Origin of the sequence: Acinetobacter sp. AND/436 (assembly GCF_049546925.1) — a bacterium.
Taxonomy (GTDB): domain Bacteria; phylum Pseudomonadota; class Gammaproteobacteria; order Pseudomonadales; family Moraxellaceae; genus Acinetobacter; species Acinetobacter indicus.
Genome location: NZ_JBMXBO010000029.1, coordinates 1 through 5,275, shown reverse-complemented (window position 1 = coordinate 5,275; position 5,275 = coordinate 1). Strand labels below are relative to the sequence as shown.

Sequence of the window (5,275 nt, the reverse complement as noted above, 5' to 3'; positions counted from 1 at the left end):
TAATGAGCTGGCGATGACTTACTCTCACATGGGTAACCCCACACTACCATCAGCGCTAAGAGGTTTCACTTCTGAGTTCGGGAAGGGATCAGGTGGTTCACTCTTGCTATTGTCGCCAGCACAACTGTTATGGACTTGTTCGGGTCTTAGTTACTTTGCTTAAGCTTGATGCTTTTGCATGTAATGCCTTACTTTGTTCCAAATGAGTTATTAACGGATTGGCTATTGGGTCTGAATTTTATTGTGTCGCATTAACTAAATCAAGGATTAGTTTAGAATTCAGCTTGATACAACAACTGTTTGGGTGTTGTATAGTCAAGCCTCACGAGCAATTAGTATTGGTCAGCTTCACATATCGCTATGCTTCCACACCCAACCTATCAACGTCCTAGTCTCGAACGGCTCTTTAGAGGAATAAATTCCTAGGGAAATCTTATCTTGAGGTAGGCTTCCCGCTTAGATGCTTTCAGCGGTTATCCCTTCCGAACATAGCTACCCGGCGATGCGACTGGCGTCACAACCGGTACACCAGAGGTTCGTCCACTCTGGTCCTCTCGTACTAGGAGCAGATCCTCTCAAATTTCCAGCGCCCACGGTAGATAGGGACCGAACTGTCTCACGACGTTCTAAACCCAGCTCGCGTACCTCTTTAAATGGCGAACAGCCATACCCTTGGGACCTGCTTCAGCCCCAGGATGAGATGAGCCGACATCGAGGTGCCAAACACCGCCGTCGATATGAACTCTTGGGCGGTATCAGCCTGTTATCCCCAGAGTACCTTTTATCCGTTGAGCGATGGCCCTTCCATACAGAACCACCGGATCACTAAGACCTACTTTCGTACCTGCTCGACTTGTGGGTCTCGCAGTTAAGCGCGCTTTTGCCTTTATACTCTACGCGTGATTTCCGACCACGCTGAGCGCACCTTCGTACTCCTCCGTTACTCTTTAGGAGGAGACCGCCCCAGTCAAACTACCCACCAGACATGGTCCTCGTCCCGGATCACGGGACAGAGTTAGAACCTCAACATTACCAGGGTGGTATTTCAAGGACGGCTCCATTGGAACTGGCGTTCCAACTTCAAAGCCTCCCACCTATCCTACACAAGTAAGGTCAAAGTTCAATGTCAAGCTGCAGTAAAGGTTCACGGGGTCTTTCCGTCTAGCCGCGGGTACACTGCATCTTCACAGCGATTTCGATTTCACTGAGCCTCTGCTGGAGACAGCGCCGCCATCATTATGCCATTCGTGCAGGTCGGAACTTACCCGACAAGGAATTTCGCTACCTTAGGACCGTTATAGTTACGGCCGCCGTTTACTGGGGCTTCGATCAAGAGCTTCGCTTACGCTAACCCCATCAATTAACCTTCCAGCACCGGGCAGGCATCACACCCTATACGTCCACTTTCGTGTTTGCAGAGTGCTATGTTTTTAATAAACAGTTGCAGCGGCCTGGTTTCTGCGGCTGTCAACCGCTCAGGGAGCAAGTCCCATCACCGTCAACAGCGTACCTTCTCCCGAAGTTACGGTACCATTTTGCCTAGTTCCTTCAGCAGAGTTCTCTCAAGCGCTTTGGTCTACTCGACCTGACCACCTGTGTCGGTTTCGGGTACGATTCCAGTGTAACTGAAGCTTAGAGACTTTTCCTGGAAGCATGGTATCAGCCACTTCGCTAGTAAACTAGCTTGCTATCAGCTCTCAGCATAGAGCACCCCGGATTTGCCTAAGATGCATGCCTACAGCCTTCCACCTGGACAACCAACGCCAGGCTGACTTAACCTTCTCCGTCCTCTCATCGCATTACACTGAAGTATTGGAATATTAACCAATTTCCCATCGACTACGCCTCTCGGCCTCGCCTTAGGGGTCGACTCACCCAGCCCCGATTAACGTTGGACTGGAACCCTTGGTCTTTCAGCGAACGGGTTTTTCACCCGTTTTGTCGTTACTCACGTCAGCATTCGCACTTCTGATACCTCCAGCAGACTTCTCAATCCACCTTCATCGGCTTACAGAACGCTCCCCTACCACGTATACAATGTATACATCCGCAGCTTCGGCACATAGTTTTAGCCCCGTTACATCTTCCGCGCAGGCCGACTCGACTAGTGAGCTATTACGCTTTCTTTAAAGGGTGGCTGCTTCTAAGCCAACCTCCTAGCTGTCTATGCCTTCCCACATCGTTTCCCACTTAACTATGATTTTGGGGCCTTAGCTGGCGGTCTGGATTGTTTTCCTCTTGACTACGGACGTTAGCACCCGCAGTCTGTCTCCCGGATAGTACTCATCGGTATTCGGAGTTTGCATCGGTTTGGTAAGTCGGGATGACCCCCTAGCCGAAACAGTGCTCTACCCCCAATGGTATTCGTCCGAGGCGCTACCTAAATAGCTTTCGGGGAGAACCAGCTATCACCAGGCTTGATTAGCCTTTCACCCCTATCCACAAGTCATCCCCTGGCTTTTCAACGACAGTGGGTTCGGTCCTCCAGTTAGTGTTACCCAACCTTCAACCTGCTCATGGATAGATCGCCTGGTTTCGGGTCTACACCCAGCAACTATACGCCCTATTAAGACTCGGTTTCCCTACGGCTCCCCTATGCGGTTAACCTTGCTACTGAATGTAAGTCGCTGACCCATTATACAAAAGGTACGCAGTCACCACACGAAGTGGCTCCCACTGCTTGTATGCATGCGGTTTCAGGATCTATTTCACTCCCCTCACAGGGGTTCTTTTCGCCTTTCCCTCACGGTACTGGTTCACTATCGGTCAGTCAGGAGTATTTAGCCTTGGAGGATGGTCCCCCCATATTCAGACAAGGTTTCACGTGCCTCGCCCTACTCGTCATCATTATGTGTGCCCTTTCGTGTACAGGACTATCACCCACTATGGTTGCACTTCCCAGAGCATTCCACTAAAACACACATAACTTAATGGGCTGTTCCCCTTTCGCTCGCCGCTACTGAGGGAATCTCAATTGATTTCTTTTCCTAAGGGTACTGAGATGTTTCACTTCCCCTCGTTCGCCTCAATACACTATGTATTCATGTATTGATACCTACCTTATGGTAAGTGGGTTTCCCCATTCAGACATCTCCGGATCAAAGGATATTTGCCGCCTCCCCGGAGCTTTTCGCAGGCTATCACGTCTTTCTTCGCCTCTGACTGCCAAGGCATCCACCACATGCACTTAATTACTTGACTATACAACCCCAAACAGTCGTTAATCCCTACAAGTAGGATTAAGACAATTAAATAAATAATCAATTATCTATTTAATCTACAGTTCGAAGTCACGTGCACTTAAGCACCGTACAGCTTCAATCTAAATTCATATACCAAAACGCTTGATTCAGTTAATTTGCTAGTTCTCAATTCAATCTACGTTCATCAACCCGTCATAACAACGCGTTAACGTATATTGATTGAGTGAACAATTTATTTCAGACTCAATTTTGCCAATCTGTTAATGATTCACTGCATCCTCGTCGGACTGCAGTTAACTGTGATAAATCACAGAGATTAATAAGCATAAACTTACTAAGCTCTATAATCTATGGTGGAGACTAGGAGAGTCGAACTCCTGACCTCCTGCGTGCAAAGCAGGCGCTCTACCAACTAAGCTAAGTCCCCAGCTTATCATTTAAGTCAATGTTCTGATTTCTATTCGCTCTGCAATTGCTTGCTTGTCGTTAGTGGTGGGTCTGACAAGACTTGAACTTGTGACCCCACGCTTATCAAGCGTGTGCTCTAACCAACTGAGCTACAGACCCTCAGATACATCGTCATGAAGAACAACTTGTTGTGGATTCTTACTAATCGTCAATCTTTCGTTAAGGAGGTGATCCAGCCGCAGGTTCCCCTACGGCTACCTTGTTACGACTTCACCCCAGTCATCGGCCACACCGTGGTAAGCGTCCTCCCTAAGGTTAGACTACCTACTTCTGGTGCAACAAACTCCCATGGTGTGACGGGCGGTGTGTACAAGGCCCGGGAACGTATTCACCGCGGCATTCTGATCCGCGATTACTAGCGATTCCGACTTCATGGAGTCGAGTTGCAGACTCCAATCCGGACTACGATCGGCTTTTTGAGATTAGCATCACATCGCTGTGTAGCAACCCTTTGTACCGACCATTGTAGCACGTGTGTAGCCCTGGCCGTAAGGGCCATGATGACTTGACGTCGTCCCCGCCTTCCTCCAGTTTGTCACTGGCAGTATCCTTAAAGTTCCCATCCGAAATGCTGGCAAGTAAGGAAAAGGGTTGCGCTCGTTGCGGGACTTAACCCAACATCTCACGACACGAGCTGACGACAGCCATGCAGCACCTGTATCAGAGTTCCCGAAGGCACCAATCCATCTCTGGAAAGTTCTCTGTATGTCAAGGCCAGGTAAGGTTCTTCGCGTTGCATCGAATTAAACCACATGCTCCACCGCTTGTGCGGGCCCCCGTCAATTCATTTGAGTTTTAGTCTTGCGACCGTACTCCCCAGGCGGTCTACTTATCGCGTTAGCTGCGCCACTAAAGCCTCAAAGGCCCCAACGGCTAGTAGACATCGTTTACGGCATGGACTACCAGGGTATCTAATCCTGTTTGCTCCCCATGCTTTCGCACCTCAGTGTCAGTATTAGGCCAGATGGCTGCCTTCGCCATCGGTATTCCTCCAGATCTCTACGCATTTCACCGCTACACCTGGAATTCTACCATCCTCTCCCATACTCTAGCTAACCAGTATCGAATGCAATTCCCAAGTTAAGCTCGGGGATTTCACATTTGACTTAATTAGCCACCTACGCGCGCTTTACGCCCAGTAAATCCGATTAACGCTCGCACCCTCTGTATTACCGCGGCTGCTGGCACAGAGTTAGCCGGTGCTTATTCTGCGAGTAACGTCCACGCATCTAGGGTATTAGCCTAGAGCGCCTCCTCCTCGCTTAAAGTGCTTTACAACCAAAAGGCCTTCTTCACACACGCGGCATGGCTGGATCAGGGTTCCCCCCATTGTCCAATATTCCCCACTGCTGCCTCCCGTAGGAGTCTGGGCCGTGTCTCAGTCCCAGTGTGGCGGATCATCCTCTCAGACCCGCTACAGATCGTCGCCTTGGTAGGCCTTTACCCCACCAACTAGCTAATCCGACTTAGGCTCATCTATTAGCGCAAGGTCCGAAGATCCCCTGCTTTCCCCCGTAGGGCGTATGCGGTATTAGCATCCCTTTCGGAATGTTGTCCCCCACTAATAGGCAGATTCCTAAGCATTACTCACCCGTCCGCCGCTA

The 5,275-nt window shown here is 49.7% G+C and carries 2 tRNA genes and 3 rRNA genes; all 5 read right to left on the bottom strand.

Annotation, left to right across the window (positions count from 1 at the left end):
- Window positions 1-5: 5 nt before the first annotated feature.
- A 5S ribosomal RNA gene (gene rrf / locus ACPEPR_RS13665) occupies window positions 6-120 on the bottom strand.
- A gap of 191 nt (window positions 121-311) precedes the next feature.
- Window positions 312-3,201, bottom strand: a 23S ribosomal RNA gene (locus ACPEPR_RS13660).
- 353 nt (window positions 3,202-3,554) lie between these two features.
- Window positions 3,555-3,630: transfer RNA gene (locus ACPEPR_RS13655), tRNA-Ala, on the bottom strand.
- 63 nt (window positions 3,631-3,693) lie between these two features.
- Window positions 3,694-3,770, bottom strand: a tRNA-Ile gene (locus ACPEPR_RS13650).
- 61 nt (window positions 3,771-3,831) lie between these two features.
- Window positions 3,832-5,275, bottom strand: a 16S ribosomal RNA gene (locus ACPEPR_RS13645); the annotation flags it as partial.